Consider the following 15849-nt stretch of genomic DNA (forward strand, 5'->3'; position numbering starts at 1 on the left):
GGGCTGCGAGCAGCAGCCCTTTTTGCATGCGCGGAATCAAAGCCTCTTCGCCGTCGAACCTTCATAAAAGCCTCCCTGCAGCAAAATATGCTCGTAGGGCAAATGCGGATTTGCCATTCGCCATAGCATTCGCTCGGCGGCACGGATTCCGGCCTCCCGGATCATAAGCAGCGGCCGCGATAGCTCGGGTACAAAGGCGTTCTCGGTATGCGCAAGACTGATCAGGGAAATATGGTCGGGGATGCGCTTGCCGAGCAAGCTGCAAGCATTGTAGATCCAGACGAGATCGTGATTGACCGCACTTAATAGGGCTGTGGGCTGCACTTGCTGCAGCTTATCGATTAACCGCGTCGTCCAGTTGACCTGCTCTCCCGAACCCGTGGTGATATGCTCGTCGGGGTTCACTTCCAGGCCCGCCTCTCTCATCGCATTGACGAAAGACTGCCAGCGCAAAATAAATCCCCTGTGAACGTAGATATTGCCAATATACATAATTCGGGTATGGCCTTTTGCCAGCAAATAACGCACCGATTCGTGAATCGCTGTCCCGACATCCCATACGACGCTATCCACCTTTGCCGCAGGCCCCGGGAAATTGATCAAGATACGCGGAATCGAATAGCGCAGCAAATGCGCTTCCTGTTCCTGCCCGATCATCGGCGTAATAAAAACGCCGTCGCAATATTCCAATTGCTGCAGTTTCGCCCAATTTTGCAGCGTGACGCCTGGTTCGAGACGATAAGGAATCGTCACCGTTTCGATCGAATGCCCGTATTCCGACAGCTTCTCCTGCAGCCCGTTTAAGATCAAGTGAATCATATCGAACGATCCGGTCCAGTCGGAAATAACCATCTTGAACCGGGAGGGCTTATGGGGATGCAGCGGAATCCGTTCGACGGCATGAACCCGTTCCTGATCCTTGCTCCGGTATCCGATTTCCTGCGCGACTTTATGGACATGATTCCGGGTCTCCTCGGACATGCCGGACAGACCTCGCAGAGCTTTGGACACCGTATGTACCGACAGTCCCGACTTCCGGGACAAATCTTGCAGGGTAACCGATTTCTTCTTACGCATGCGGGAGCTCCTTTCTCGGATGCCATTAATTTTTCCAGTTTCATTTTATATAAAATGCAAGTATTTTTCAACTGGAAATAAAACTTGCATTCCAATAAAATCGAATTGAAATCGGATACAAAAAAAGACGATCGACACAGCAAGGGGAGAGGGAGCCATGCACAGCATCGATTTTGGCAAGATCAAGTACGAAGCCAATTCGGCCGTCGAAGCGAGCCCGTCTTTGGTACACGCGGATTTATGCGTTTACGGGGGGACCTCGGCCGGGATTGCCGCAGCCATCCAAGCTCGCCGGATGGGGCTGAACGTCGTCATAGTCGAGTACGGCCGTCATTTGGGCGGCTTGACGGCAGGCGGATTGGGCGCGACGGATATTGGCAATAAAGCTGCGATCGGAGGGATTGCCCGCGAATTTTACGAAGCGGTCGGCAAGCATTATGGAAGCGAGGAACCGGATGGAACGAAGTGGACCTTTGAACCGAGCGTTGCGAAACGGATTTATGAAGCTTGGCTGCAATCGGCTCAGGTGGCTGTCTACTTCAATCAGCAGCTGGACAGGGTGGACATGCGCGAGGGGAACATAACGCAGTTGACGATGCGCAACGGCAACCGGTTCGAGGCCGCGGTCTTTATCGATGCCTCGTACGAAGGGGATCTGCTGGCACGCGCCGGAGTCGGATATCATGTCGGGCGGGAAGCGAACTCGATTTACCGCGAAACGCTTGGGGGCGTGCATTACGGGCACCCGAACCATAATTTCAAAGCTTGGGTTGATCCTTATACGATCCCGGGAAAACCGGACAGCGGATTGATACCGGGCGTGACGGACGCTCCCGTTCTGCGGCAGGGGCAGGGCGATGCAAGCGTGCAAGCTTACAACTTTCGCATATGCCTGACGAATGTGCCCGATAACCGCATTCCGTTTCCGCAGCCTCCTGGTTACGATCCGGACACCTATACGCTGCTGGCCCGGTATATTCAGGCCGGCGTGTGGGACGCGATGCGCTTGCATAAAACGATGCCGAACGGGAAAACCGATTTGAATAATTTCGGCGCGGTTTCCACCGATTATATCGGGGGCGGCGATAAGTGGCCGGAAGGCGGTACGCATATCCGGGAGAGTTTGTTTCAGGAGCATTTCCGCTACAATCTGGGGATGCTGTACTTCCTCAGCCACGACGAACGGGTACCTGAACCGATACGCCGCGAAGTCGGACAATGGGGCCTTCCCGCGGACGAATATCCGGACAGCGGACATTGGACGCCGCAGTTATATGTCCGGGAAGCGCGCCGTATGGTGTCGGAAGTCGTCATGACCGAGCATCATTGCCGAGGATATGACGTGGTGGACGATCCGGTCGGCCTGGCGGCGTATACGATGGATTCGCATAATTGCCGCCGTCTCGTCATTGACGGGAGATGCGTCAATGAAGGGAATGTGGAAACGGTTCCCGCTGCGCCTTATCCGATTTCGTATCGCGCCATCGTACCGAGAGGGGAGGAGTGCGTCAATTTGCTCGTGCCTGTTTGCTTGTCCGCCTCCCATATCGCGTTCGGCTCGATCCGGATGGAGCCGGTATTCATGATACTGGGGCAATCGGCGGCGACGGCGGCCGCTCTCGCTCTGGAAGCGGGCTGCGCCGTGCAGGACGTGGAATACCCGAAGCTGCAAGCGAAACTGCTCGAAGATAGACAGGTGCTGGCTTGGAAGAAATGATGCCAAAGGGGATAGTCGGATGATGACGTTGACAAGAATGTGTCGGATGGGCTGCATAGGGGTCGCGAGCGCGGCTCTCCTTGCCGCCTGTTCGCAAAACGCGGGCGACATGCAGAAGGGCTCCGGAGACGATGCGAATCCCGCACCGGCGCCGTCCTTCTCGGAACCCGTTACGCTGCACTATTATACGAACGACAACACGAAGTGGCTGGAGCTGGAGCAAAAGCTGATCGCCAAGAAATATCCGAACGTGACCTTGAAAGTAACGCAAGAGAAAGAGCTGAAAATGGATCAACTGGTGACCGTCGGGGATATCCCGGACTTCCTCTCGTTCAGTCTCGGCTCGTTTTGGGATTTGAAAAACTACGGTCTCATTTCCGACATGACCCCGCTGATGAAAAAATACCGTTTCGACGAAAATCGGTTTCTTCCGGGCGTAATGGAGAGCGTGCGGTCCTATTCCGACCGTGGCGAGATGCTGCTGCTGCCATTCGAGCTGAATAGCAATGTACTGTTCTATAATAAAACGATATTCGACAAATTCGGCGTCGCTTATCCGCGAGACGGGATGACTTGGGAACAAATTTCCGATCTTGCGCGCAAAGTATCCCGCAAGGAAGAGGGGACGGAATACAAAGGATTTATTTTTCAGCACCAGAATCTGGTGTGGAAAAACCAATTGGGCCTTCCATTCGTCGACCCGAAGACGAACAAAGCGGCAACGAACACGCCGGAATGGAAACGATGGCTGGACGTGATGGGCGGCTTTTATTTTCTGCCGAACAACGATTACAAAAACCTAAGCTTTTACAAGGAACAGACGGTTGCGATGTGGACCGGCGCGAACATCGTATCGTCCGTGGTCGAGGCTGCTTCAAGCACCGGATTGAACTGGGATGTGGTCACGCTGCCCCAATTCACCGACAACCCGAGCGGCGGGACGCAGATGATTGCGCCGTTCTATGCGATTCCTCCCGGCAGCAAGCACAAGGACGAAGCGTTCCAGCTCATTTCCTATCTGTTGTCGGAAGAAGTGCAGACGGCCAAGGCTAGACAGGGGAAAGTGCCGATCGTGGATAGTCCGGCCGCGACGCAAGGATATGCCGCGGATTTGCCGGGAGTTTCCGGGAAAAACATGGGGGCGTTTCTCAAGGATAAAATCGGGAAGCCCGCAGTCGTGACCAAATACGACGGCATCGCCAAGGACGTATTTTACAAGACGGCGCTGGGCAAAGATTTTTATAGCGGCACGAAGGATGTCAATACGATTTTGCGCGAGGTTGAGGAAGAAATCAATCGGAAGATCAAGGAAGCGCCGCAATAACAGCTGCGTAAACCGTTTTCGGAATGGTGAGATCCAAGATGTAAGCGAGTACAAAATCAAAGGAGCGATTGCCGGATGTTCGATGAACGTCAAATCAGCAGAAGGAAATTGTTGGCCGCCATAGGCATGACCGGCGCGGCTGCGGCGATGTACGGTTCTTCCATAGGAAAAGCGGACGGAACGGGGAATTCAGTATTGCCTTCGGTTTACGGACCAAGCCATTTGCTGTCGGAACCCAGCCTCGCCACGACGATTGCGGAGTTGAGGGCGGAAACGAATCCTCTCGCTGACGTCGTATATTACGTCATCGACGCCGGACAGGAGGGACCGTTCCTGTACGATGCCGCCGATACGACATCGGTCGATAACACCGGCACGGTAATCGTCTCCGCTCTGGGAGCGCGGTTCAAACGAATCCGGGAACCGGGATACGTCGATGTCAAATGGTTCGGAGCCAAAGGGGACGGGGTGACCGACGATACGGAGGCGATCAACCGGGCGATCGGAAACGGCGGCGTAACCGTGCATATTCCGCCAGGCACCTACGTGATCAACGCCGATGCCGCGTCTTCCGGGCAGCTTAATGCCGGAATCCAAGCCAAGGACGATACATCGATCGTCATTAGTCCAAATGCCGTGCTGAAAGCAAAGCCGAGCGCTTCCCCAAGATATACGATCATCAATATTTTCGGCAAGCGGAACGTCACGGTGGAAGGCGGAGGCAAAATCGTCGGGGAGCGAAACGAGCATACCGGCACGTCGGGAGAATGGGGGTATGGCATCGCTATCGGCGGATCGGAGCAGGTGCTCGTGCGCGATATCCGGATCAGCGACTGCTGGGGCGATGGAGCCGTTCTCGTCTATTATCAGGTAAAAACGAACGTGGCCCGCAGCGTTACATTCCACAACGTACGCTGCGACAACAATCGCAGGCAGGGCGTCAGCGTCGTTGCCGCAGATGGGGTCCTTTTCAGCGACTGCTACTTCGGCAATACGAATGGAACGCTCCCCCAAGCGGGCATCGATATCGAACCCGATACCGGCACCGCCGTCAGCGGAGTGGCGATTGCGAGCTGTCTGTTCGACAACAATGCCGGCGGAAACTTGATTCTTAACGGGATGAATGGGCCGATCAAGCAAATCGTCGTCGCATCTAGCCGGTTCCGCGGCCTGGTAGGCGGGATCTCGTCGCAGCAGGCGAGCGACGTCCGGATAAGCGGCAATTGGATCGATACCCCGGCCCGGAGCATTCATATTTATAAAAGCACCAATCATATTATTGAGGGCAATCAAATCCAAAACAGCACCGATCGCGGTATGGATGTGAGATTTTCCTCTTCGATCGCCATGGCGAATAATCATTTTTACAATATACAATCGAACAGCTTGCGGCTCAGCCAATCGAACTACTGCCTGTTCGAAGGCAACGTGATCGACGAATGCGGGAAAACGACCAACAGCTGCGATCTGATCGTGACGTCTTCCTCCAGCTACAATAGCATACAAGGCAATATGGTCCGCAACCGGTTGAAGCATGCCGGGGCAGCGGTTTCGGGAACCGGCAACACGATCGTTCTCGCTGCCGGAGCCTCCACGGTTAGCGGCGAATACAACGGGATGCTGATCACGATCACGGGAGGAACGGGCATCGGCCAGAAGCGTAGTATCGCCGCATATAACGGGGCAAACAAGACGGCCACATGCAGCACGAACTGGACGATCGTGCCGGATACCACTTCGCAATACGAGATCCGGTACGGATCGACGAACGCGATCTTCGTTACGTCGCCTGCCGAAACATACAACACGATTCACGGCAACCAGCTATTGTTCGGAACGACCCTCCCCGATTCAAGCGGCATCAACGATTTGGGCGCCGGAACGTCCATCCAAAACAACGTCGCCTTCGCGACTCTATAGGTCCCGTTCAAACGTCCAAAGTCCGGAAGCCCAAGCTTCCGGACTTTCTATTTCCGTGAATCACCTGGTCAAAGTTCAGCTTTTGCGGCAGTCTTCACGCGTCAAAATTGGAAGGATATGTGTTATTTTTGTCGAACTAAATATGGGGCTATTGAAGTGAAACTCAACAGAACAGACAGAAGGGGCGAGGCCCCTTTTCTTTTGTCGGACATGCCGTTGTCCGAATTGGACGTGCGCGATGTCCGAATCCGCGTAGATCGCAACCGCCGTTCCATCTATTCTAACAGTAAGGATGTCCGAACAAAGGATGTCGGCTCATCCGCTGTGGGGAAGCATTGCGCTCCGGAAGGAGGGCAGTAGGGAGGTGCGTCGAAGCGGGCCGTCACGGGAAAATAAGAAGGACGCGGCAAAATAAAAAACGATTTCGAAGGATGATGATGCAGCATGGCGTTCAAGTATGTCACCCGCATGTTTATGGATGCCGAGTTTCCGTTCTGGATCAAAAAATACCGGCACGATTCGGACCGCATCCCTCATTTTCACGATTTCGTGGAGTTGGTGTACGTGGAGAAAGGCGAGGCCGTCCACGAATTCGAAGGCGAACGTTATGCAATCGGACCCGGCGATGTGTTTATCATTAATCCGGGCGAAGTACACACCTACAGGATCAGGAACGGCAAAACGTTGGACATCGTCAACTGTTTGTTTACCCCGGCCCTCATCCACGAATCGTTACTGAACGAGCTGCAGCTGATGACGGCTATGGATTTTCTGTATGTGCTTCCGTTTCTGAACGATCGTAAACGCTTTCATCATCGTCTGCGATTAACCGGACGCGAATCGGCAACCGTTCTGCATCTTCTGGAAAGCATGATCGCGGAGCAGGAGGAGACATGCGCCGGTTACCGCACATTGATCAAGATGAAGCTGGTCGAACTGCTCGTTTTGTTGTCCCGGTATCATAAGAAGCAAGTGAACGAAACGTTTGCGGGCGATACGACGGACCCGGGCGACGACATGAGAGCCCGCCGCATCGGGGGATATTTGGAGAGGCATTCCTACCAGCCGATCGATGTGGAATCGATTGCCCGACTATTTCACGTCAGCTCCCGCCAGCTCAACCGGATATTGAAAAACGAAACGGGAATGAGCGTTATGGAAACGATGCATCGGAATCGGATGGAGCGGGCCAAGCAGCTGCTCCGCGAAACGGATGAGACGATTATCGGAGTCGCGGCTCTGGTCGGCTACGAAAGTCCGTCGTTTTTCAACCGGTTGTTCGCCAGACAGGTGGGCTGCTCGCCAAGCGTATATCGTTCCAATGCCAAGGCTAACGCCTAACGGCACGCTTGGTTTTAGAGAAAAGGAGAGAACTGTTTTGTCATCTAGGAAAATATGGAGTGCGCATTGGATAGCGGATGAGCGATTTGTAGGCTTGGAGCCCCGTCAACTGCTGCATAAAGAGTCGGATTCACCGGACAACGAGGCCCACCGCAACGATTTGAAGCATACTCATATGCTCGTCCGCAAGACGTTCGATTTGGAAGCGTCGGTCCGTGCGGCCTACATCGATATTTCGGCGGACGATTATTACAAGCTGTTTGTGAACGGACGTTTTGTCGGTCAAGGTCCGGCGCAGGGCTATCATTTTCATTATTATTACAACCGTTACGATCTGACGGAATGGTTGGTGGAAGGGCTGAACGTTATTGCCGTCCACGCGTATTATCAAGGATTGTGCAATCGTTCGCTGAACAGCGCCGATTACCGTCAAGGCGTAATCGCCGAGCTGTTCTGCGACGGCACGTTGACCGTTGCGACAGACGCAACCTGGAAATACATGCAGTCTTTGGAGTACGGAACGGGCGAGGCGGCTACGATCGGCTACGACACCCAGTTTGCAGAGCATATCGACAGCAGGCTGAAGGAGGCAAACTGGAGGCACCTTCATTACGACGACAGCGCGTGGAAGCCTGCTTGCGTGCGCAGGGAGAGCGACTGTATTCTGCAACTTCAGTCTACGCCGTCGGTTGACGTTTACCGGGTTTCCCCGACGAAAGTGGAAACGACGGCAGACGGTCGCTATCTCATTGATTTCGGCCGGGAAATTACCGGCCAGTTGACCATGATCGCGCGCGGCCTATCGGGGCAGCAGTTGGAAATACGCTGCGGGGAGGAATGGCTCGAAGACAGCTCTGGGGTGCGCTGCGAGCTGCGCTGCAACTGCACGTACCGCGAGGCGTGGACGCTGTCCGGCGGGGAGGACGAACTGGAAGTCTACGATTACAAAGGGTTCCGCTTGGCGGAGGTGATCGGAGGGGTGGATGCGGTCCAGCCGGAAAGCATCGCTGCGATCGTTCGTCACTATCCTTTTCCGGAGGAGGCGTGTCGGTTCCAATCGGATGATCCGCTCTTGCAGGGTATTTGGGACATATGTCGGAACGCGGTCAAGTATGGCTCTCAAGAGCACTTCGTCGATTGTCCGACGCGGGAGAAGGGGCAGTATCTCGGCGACAACTCCATTACAGCCCCCGCCCATGCGCTGCTGACCGGCGACCTTCGTCTTTACCGGAAGGCGCTTGAAGATTTTGCCCTGTCGTCGCGCATTTGTCCCGGCTTCATGGCGGTAGCCCCCGGACACCTGATGCAGGAATATGCGGACTACTCGCTGCAATGGCCGGCCCAACTGTTGCAGTATTACCGCTACAGCGGCGATCGTCCGTTTTTACGGGAGATGGCTCCCCTTGCGGTCGGCATCATTAACTATTTCAGGCGTTATGCCCGCGCAGACGGGCTGCTCCGCAAAGGGAGCGATAAAGCGAATTTGGTCGACTGGCCGCCGAATGCGCGGGATGGCTACGATTTTCCGCTGACGAAGCCGGTTATCGACGGCTGCCACAATGTCGTCAATGCGTTTTACTACGGAGCCATGCAAGCGACGAACGGTATCATGCGGGAATTGGGCGAGCCGGAGCTTTACGAGCTTGCTTCGTTGGCGGAATCGTTTCGGAGAGCGTTCCTGGATCCGTCGACCGGCTTGTTCCGCGATGCCGAAATGTCCGGGCACGCTTCCTTGCATGCGAATGCTCTTCCGCTCTGCTTTGGTCTCGTACCGCGGGATCAGCGCGATGCAGTCGTTGCCTTTCTCAAGGAGAAGAAACTCAGCTGCGGCGTATATATGGCTTATTTTTACTTGAAAGCGCTCGCGACGGCCGGAGAACACGAATTCGTTTATCATACGATCGTATCGCAGGAAAAGCATCTCGTAACAGCCGCCGATGTTCCCGGAACCAACGAGACCATCGAACTGACGGGATACTGGGCGAACATGCTGCGAGAAGGGGCGACGACCTGCTTTGAAGCATGGTCGAAGCGTTTGAAGTGGAACACGAGCTTGTGCCATCCGTGGGCGAGCGCGCCGATTCCGCTGCTGGTGGAAGACGTGCTGGGCATAACGCCTGCCGAGCCGGGCTGGACATCGATCCGCTTCCGCCCGCGCATTCCGCGGAGCATGCGCGATCTTACGCTAGTTCTGACTGTGGCAACGGGCGTGCTTACGGTTCGCGTGCGAGACGGCAAGGCCGAATTGCAGCCGCCTGCAGGCGTCTCCGTCGTTTGATCCTGCTCAAAACAAGAAAGGGGACCTGTATGAAAAGACTAGAAAACAAAAAAATGGCAAAATACGCGGTACTGCTCGCGATACTGGTAACATCCGGCTGCGGCAAAGCGGGGGCCATTGATGCCGATCAAGCCGCCAACGGCTCGCAGCAAGGAAATGTTCCGTCGGTCGTGGATATGAATACGCCGATTACGCTTAAAATTTATTCGCAAGCGCTCCAAACGACATTCGACCTGGAGGTCACCGAGCGGATTAAGCAGAAGTTTCCGAACGTGACCATCGAATTGTTGGGGGACAAGAATGGGATCGAGAAAAGCTTGACGCAGCACATCATCAATAACAATATACCGGACCTGCTCTGGCTGCCCAAGCCTAACGACGTGCAAATCGTGAAAGATCTTGGTCTTGCCTACGATTTGAACGGGCTGATCGGAAAAAACAAATTCGATCTAAGCCGGTTTGACGACGCAGCACTGGAAAATGCCCGGCGGCAGGGAGACAACGGCGAAATGTATGTCATCCCGTGGCAGGTTGAGGGCTTTACCATGTTTTACAATTTGGACATTTTCGACAGATTCGGCATCGAGTATCCGAAGGACGGCATGACGTGGCCGGAAGTACTGGAGCTGGGCAAGAGATTGACACGAACGGACAACGGCGTCAACTATCGGGGGTTCGATCCGGGCTATTATCCGATATACAAACAGCAATTCGGCCTTTCCGTGTACGATTGGAACACGGGGAAAACGACCTTTGCCACGGACCCGAAATGGAAGACGATACTGGACTTTTTGCGAACCGCTTACCAGGTGCCGGGAAATTACCCGGCGGACAACAAGGTGGTCATGAACCGTTCCGCATTCTGCTACAGTATGACGGTCGCCATGCTGCCTTGGTCGGCCTATTTCCAGCCCTTTATCGATGCCCGCAAAACCGGTTTGAACTTCAACGTCGTTTCCTTGCCGACTTGGCCGGATGCTCCCGGAAGAGGCACCGCAGGGATTGGAGCGGCATGGGCGGTTTCATCGAAAAGCCAGCATAAGGACCAGGCATTCGAGATCATCAAATTTCTGACCTCGGATGAAGTGGAGATTGCGAACAGCCGCATCGGATTTGCTCCCGCACTCAAGCTGCAGACCGCCAAAGATCAGTTTGGCGCCGATTTGCCAGGCATCGAAGGCATCAATGTAAAGGCGGTCTTCAAGCTCCCGTTCACTCCCGTTCCCAAAACCGTGCCGCTATTGGAAACGGCAGCGGAGCAGTTCATGTTCACCGTCATTAGCGAAGCGGGAAGCGGGGCCAAAGATCCGAATACCGCGCTTCGGGAAATTCAGGAATTGGCCGATAAGGAATTGGAGAAGCAGAAGAAATAATAACCGCGCCGGAACCGAACCGAACCGAACGGAACGGACTGGCCCGATTCGATGCCCGAACATAGACGAACAATGGAAAGGGAGAGATGCATGATAACGAAGAAGCGTATTGCCTGGATATGGCTCTTGATTTTTGTGCTCGTTCAACCCGTGTTCTTCGGAAGAGAGACGATCGGATGGGCCAAAGATGTCGTGAATGATACGTTCGACAATATGGCGGCAGGCAGCGTACCCACAGGATGGACGACGGTAACGACAGGCGGGGCGGTTACCGTGGAGAATGTGCCGGATGCGACGAATAGAAGCGCGAGGATCAGCAAAACAAGCTCCGCGAACGATGCGTCGGCGACCCGGACTTTCACGCCGTTCAGCGGGACGGCAACGGTGGAAGCGAGGGTGAGGGCTGAACAGACTGCGGGCTGGGTGAATGCGCTATATATCGGCAGCTCGAAAGGCAGCTGGGCGGCAAGCATTGTGTTTAATGGCGGGAATATCCAGATCTACAACGGCTCCGTCTCGACGACCGTTCAGGCGGTTACCGCCGGCGCCTGGTACGATCTGAAGCTCGTCATGGACACCAATGCGAATACGTTCGACCTATACGTAAACGGCTCGTTGACGAATGCTCAGGTCGGTTTTCGAAGCCCGGCAACGAATATTTCCAAGCTTACGATCGGAATCGGCAGCGGTCATACGGGCACTTTCTATTTCGATAGTATTAAGGTTTACAAGGCAAACCCGCAGAACAGCGCCTCGTTTACGTTTAGCGGAGCATCGGGGTATTACGCCGTCAACGTTGCCTATACCGAACCGGGGAGCACCAACAATAGCGAGTTCACCCTGAAGCAAAACGGAAAGGAAATCGACTATTGGAAGGGGCAGTACGGCGATGCGGCGTCCCATATCCGCAAAGCGAAAGAGTATTGGTATGTCGGCAACGGCGATACATTCGTCGTGGAAGGCGATTTCGATCAGACGGTCGACGTCGATGTTCGGTTTGCCGATGCCGTTCCCCGCGTTCTCGACAGAGGCCATTTGATCGACGACAAATATTGGAACAAAGATGCCGAACTTCCGTCTAGCTGGACGGTCGATGAAAGCGGAGGGACGGTACGGATTTTGGATATGCCCGTACTCTCGTATGGGAAAGCGCTTAAATTCAACGATACGAGCGCTTCTTCCTCCGTCGCTGGACAAAGAAGGTTTTTAAAGCAATCCGCAGGGCAGATTGTGCTGGAATACAAATTCATGATGCCGTCCAAAGCCGACGGTGTATCGTGGGAGCTTCGTTCCGGCACGACGACGGCTGTCAAAATCATGACCTCGGGCGGCAATATCGCCTACGAGGATGCGGGGGGCTCTGCCGTCACTCTGCTTGCGGGCTATAGCGCGAATGTACTGTACGGCGTGAAAGTAGTGGCCGACCTGAATGCTCAAACAGCCGATATTTACGTAAACGGGGCGACCTATGCCGCCGACGGCGTGCCTTTCCGCAATGCGGCGGGCGAGTTGGACAACTTCTATGTCCATACATCGGCTTCGGGCTTGGCAACGATGTATTTGAATGCGGTAGAGCTTTACAAAGGTTATCTCGTCTACGACGATTTCTTGTCCGCGGCGGCGGGCAGCGCCCCTTCTGTCTGGACGGTGAGCGGCGGGGGAGGCAGCGGAACCGTGGAGACGATTCGAAGCGATCTGCCGCACGAAAACAATTCCTTCCGATTCAACGACACAAGTACTTCCGCGAACGTATCGCTTGGCCGAAGCTTCACCGCCCAAGAAGCCAAGATTACCGCCGAATATTCGTTTATGCTGCCCGAGAAGAAAGACGGGATGAAAGCCGAGCTCCGCAGCGGCGGCGCTTCGGCCGTTACGATAGCCACTTACGGCGGGGATATCGGCTACGAGGATGCGCTTGGAACGTTCGTTTCCGTATGGAGCAACTATAAAGCGAACGTCTGGTACGATATGCGGGTGGTGGCCAATCCGGTTACGAACAAAGTCGACATCTATGTCAACAAAGTGCTCAAAGCTTCGCAAGTCTCGTTCCGGAGCGCGGCGGCTAACCTGGACGCCGTTGCTTTCGCCACATCCATGAACGGTACCGGTATATGGTGGGTAGACGATATCGCCGTATTCGCCGGGGAATACGAGAGTGCCGTGCCCGAACCCGAACCGGTATCCGTCGTATCCCCGTATATCATCGGGGTGCAAGGGTTCGGCGGCTATCGCGAGGGACAGCACTTCGGATATGACGCCCTTAAGCCCTACGACAATCGTCTGCCTTTGTACGGCTACTATGAGGACGGCAACCCCGAAGTAGCGGACTGGATGATCAAGGACATGGTCGAGCACGGCATTTCCTTGTATTACGATTGCTGGTATAGACCGCCCGGAAGCGAAGGCTTCCCGATCAAATCGTCCAGAAACGGAGCATCGTTGAATGATGGCTTTCTGAACGCCAAATATAAGGATCGGATCCATTTCGCGATTATGTTCGAGAACGGCACGGGCGTCAAAGATGCAGCAGACTTCAAGACGAATGTTCTCAATTTCTGGATCGAGCATTATTTCAAAAACCCTTCTTATTTGAAGATCGATAACAAACCCGTTATCGGTGTATATAAATACGACAAGCTCAATACGGAGCTTGGCGGCAATACGGCGACTGTGTTCGACGAAGTCGAAGCGGCGCTGCGCGCCGAAGGGTTTGACGGAGCGATCTTTATTGCCGAGAACCGTGGAACTGCGGCTACGGCCCAAACCATCCGCGATATGGGTTACGACTACACGTATTCGTACACATGGTCTACGGGCGATATGGCGCTGCAGCAAAGTAGATTGACGACGCAAAAAGGCTGGAACATCATCGATCCGATTCCTGTACTGACCCAAGGCTGGGGCGACGAGCCCTGGGGCGGAAGCCGGAAAACGAACGTTCCGCTAACCGATTGGGAGGCGGGCTTGACGTGGCTAAGAGACTCGTTCATGCCAGGCTATGCCCCGACTTCTCTGGGCAGCCGGTTGATCCTTCTTGACAACTGGAGCGAGCTGTCGGAAGGCCATACTTTAATGCCGAGCAATTTGGCCGGTTTCGGCTATTTGGACGCGATCCGCCGCGTCTTTACGAACGGCGGCAGCCATACCGATCTCACCCCCCATGATGCCGGCCTGGGTCCGTACGATCAGCTGACGCCGATTTTGTGGTAATTTATTAAGGAAAAACGTCGTCGATCCGTTCATAGGTAAGTAGCGTTGGCACAAAAGATGCCGGCGCTTTTTTTATGAGCTGCGTACAGTCAGCGTCGCTTTGGAGGCCATTGTACCGGCGCTGTCCGCCAGTCGCTCGATTCGGAAGACATGGCAGCTGGCGCTCGGACTGACGGGCTGCGCCGCAACCAGTAGGCTGCCGTCCGGAGACTCCAAGCAAGGCGGTCGCTCGGCAACGATTTTCAGGGTAAAGAAACTTGGAAGCTGTCGGTTCCACGAATCGAGACGGGAGAAATCGAACCGAACGGCCTCGGCTTCCGTCGATAGGTCGGTTCCCCAGTGATACAGCAGTTGGGCGTAGCCTTCCGCCGTATTGCGGGCCAGCATGCGATCCGGACGGAGCTCGAATGGTTTCAGATAGGCGACCCAACGATCGATGACCTCGCCGTTTCGCGCCGGATCGGGATGCAGCAAGTTCGGCCAGTGAAGTCCAAGTACAGGCCCTTCGATTGCTCTGGTCGCTGCCAGCGTGGGGTCGGCTTCGTACCAGGGGAGAACTCCGCTTGCTTCGTTGCCCATGGCGGCCCGCCACTCAACGGCGAGTAGCGGTCCGTCAAAGCCAAACCAAGGCGAGACGAGTCTGCTGCATGAGGGGGCGGATCGTTCGAAGACGGTTGTCAAATACCGAATGCCGTACTCGGCCAAAATATCCGCAAAACCGTCCTTGTCCTGAAAGCGGTACCGATAGGCGGGAGGCACAAACGATTCCGGAAGCGGCCCCAGCCCGTTCTGCTCCCAAATTGCCGCGCAAGCCTCCAGATGAGCGCGCACCTCGGACTCCGGCCGCATCTGTCCGTTGGAATCGAACCATTCCGCGCGAGTCGGTATGCCGTTATCCCAATACTCGTGACAAAGCCCATGTAAAGTCAACTCCACTTGCCCGCGATGCTGCCTAAGGAGCTCCGCCGTCTCCTCTAACCAAGGCCCCGTCCAGCGCCGGTTGTCCCAGGCTCCGCCTTGCCACGTTGCCGAAGGAATCCGGCGCAGCATATTGGTTCGATCCCACTCGCCAAGAATCATGGCGGCTTGGGGACGGATTGACAGCCTGCGGCCCAACTCGATAATGGCCGCATAATCTTCAATGGTGTGATCCCGCGCCATGCCGGTCCGATACGGTCCTCCCGTCGCATGATCATCCGTTCCCGACCACCAGCCGACATCGTCAATTACGACTTGAACGGCCATGGGAATGTGTGCTTGCAGAAGCATATCATCATTCCTTCCTTTTACTATCCTTGCGTAGCCTCATATCGGCATACCCGACTCGTCTCGACCATGTGTAACCGGACACACCCGAATTGGACCCATGCGGTCGAATTAAAAAACGTGATCAATGTCTTTTCCAATGGCTGGTTTCGGTCGCCCCCGGACTTAAGGTTCTTATTGTGCATAATTAGATTATATGATACATTATATATAATTTAAAGGTAGTATATATAATTTTTTGGCATTAAAAGCCTCGAATAACAATCAAAGGGGGTGAGTGCGACTCGGAATCGGAAACGGGAAGGAAGACTGCCAGAAGGGAACAGAGAGCTTTATTAGAGGA

The 15849-nt window shown here is 54.7% G+C and carries 9 protein-coding genes; 7 read left to right on the plus strand and 2 right to left on the minus strand.

Annotated features, from left to right (window positions below):
• Positions 1-36 precede the first annotated feature (36 nt).
• Positions 37-1077: a LacI family DNA-binding transcriptional regulator gene (locus ABD796_RS15695; RefSeq protein WP_344909094.1), complete on the minus strand. Its 1041-nt coding sequence runs from the start codon at positions 1075-1077 to the stop codon at positions 37-39.
• A gap of 157 nt (positions 1078-1234) precedes the next feature.
• On the opposite strand from ABD796_RS15695, the gene ABD796_RS15700 reads away from it, so the two are divergent.
• From ABD796_RS15700 to ABD796_RS15730, 7 genes are all read left to right on the plus strand, one after another.
• Positions 1235-2794, plus strand: a complete 1560-nt coding sequence (locus ABD796_RS15700; protein ID WP_344909095.1) for an FAD-dependent oxidoreductase — start codon at positions 1235-1237, stop codon at positions 2792-2794.
• Positions 2795-2813: 19 nt separating this feature from the next.
• The gene (locus tag ABD796_RS15705) at positions 2814-4118 is read left to right on the plus strand and encodes an ABC transporter substrate-binding protein (protein WP_344909096.1); all 1305 of its coding nucleotides are present in this window, start codon (positions 2814-2816) and stop codon (positions 4116-4118) included.
• A gap of 75 nt (positions 4119-4193) precedes the next feature.
• A complete protein-coding gene (locus ABD796_RS15710; RefSeq protein ID WP_344909097.1) occupies positions 4194-6038 on the plus strand; it encodes a right-handed parallel beta-helix repeat-containing protein in 1845 nt (614 codons plus the stop codon).
• Between the two features lie 444 nt (positions 6039-6482).
• Complete coding sequence (locus ABD796_RS15715) at positions 6483-7379, plus strand: AraC family transcriptional regulator (protein WP_344909098.1); 897 nt, start codon at positions 6483-6485, stop codon at positions 7377-7379.
• 37 nt (positions 7380-7416) lie between these two features.
• A complete protein-coding gene (locus ABD796_RS15720) occupies positions 7417-9657 on the plus strand; it encodes a family 78 glycoside hydrolase catalytic domain (protein WP_344909099.1) in 2241 nt (746 codons plus the stop codon).
• 29 nt (positions 9658-9686) lie between these two features.
• Positions 9687-11030, plus strand: a complete 1344-nt coding sequence (locus tag ABD796_RS15725) for an ABC transporter substrate-binding protein (RefSeq protein ID WP_344909100.1) — start codon at positions 9687-9689, stop codon at positions 11028-11030.
• A gap of 90 nt (positions 11031-11120) precedes the next feature.
• Entirely contained in the window at positions 11121-14240 is a 3120-nt protein-coding gene (locus tag ABD796_RS15730) for a hypothetical protein (protein WP_344909101.1), read from the plus strand.
• A 72-nt stretch (positions 14241-14312) separates the two neighbouring features.
• On the opposite strand, the gene ABD796_RS15735 is transcribed toward ABD796_RS15730, so the two are convergent.
• Positions 14313-15509 carry a hypothetical protein gene (locus ABD796_RS15735; protein ID WP_344909102.1) on the minus strand — a complete coding sequence of 399 codons (1197 nt, stop codon included), beginning with the start codon at positions 15507-15509 and terminating at the stop codon, positions 14313-14315.
• Positions 15510-15849: the final 340 nt, after the last annotated feature.

It is taken from the genome of Paenibacillus hodogayensis (genome assembly GCF_039536325.1).
In the GTDB taxonomy this organism is placed as follows: Bacteria; Bacillota; Bacilli; order Paenibacillales; family NBRC-103111; genus Paenibacillus_AB; species Paenibacillus_AB hodogayensis.